Raw genomic sequence first — 598 nt, 5'->3', positions numbered from 1 at the left:
ATATGGCGTGGGCGTACAAGAGCCTGGCGATACTGGGGGGCTGGAAGGACACCAAGCGCACGGGGCGAGCCTCGATAGCGGTGTTATGGGAGGGCTGGTTTAGGTTAGAGAGCCTCCTTGAAGGCTATGAACTGGCGCTGTCTCTTGCGCATCAACAGTTGTGATCAAGAGACAGCCGGCAGGACCCTTTTCTATTTGCGCATCTCTCCCTTATATATGAACCTATATGAACCGCCTTTATAGAGCAGGCTGCTTTGCCTGATCGGCCCGCTTGCAGTTATGGCTGGCTTCTAGCGAGTCCTTTGATGGTGGTGTTTTGCACTATCTGGTCGTGTATTAAACACCTGAACACTTTTCTCAAAAAAACACATAGTTTTTGCTTGTCAGAAAGAATCAATTCCCTATAATGCGCCTCCATAAGCACGGCGCAGTGCGCGTCTGGTCTGGCTTGCAAAGCAACCCAGTAAGGGTTATAGTTTCAAACCCTGCTCTTTAACAATTTGAATCAAGCAATCTGTGTGGGCACTCACAGCATCGAACATCAAACAATTTTGTTGATTTTCAATGTCTGGTGAAGTGACCAAGACAACTTCGGTTG

Annotated in this window: 1 pseudogene; it reads left to right on the top strand. The window is 48.3% G+C overall.

The features are described 5' to 3' along the window. Nucleotides 1–164: pseudogene (locus ACB030_RS20335) on the top strand (IS4 family transposase); the annotation flags it as partial. Between the last annotated feature and the right edge of the window lie 434 nt (nucleotides 165–598).

This window comes from Aeromonas sp. S16(2024), from assembly GCF_041403065.1.
Classification (GTDB): domain Bacteria; phylum Pseudomonadota; class Gammaproteobacteria; order Enterobacterales; family Aeromonadaceae; genus Aeromonas.
This window is presented reverse-complemented; position numbering and strand designations above follow the sequence as displayed.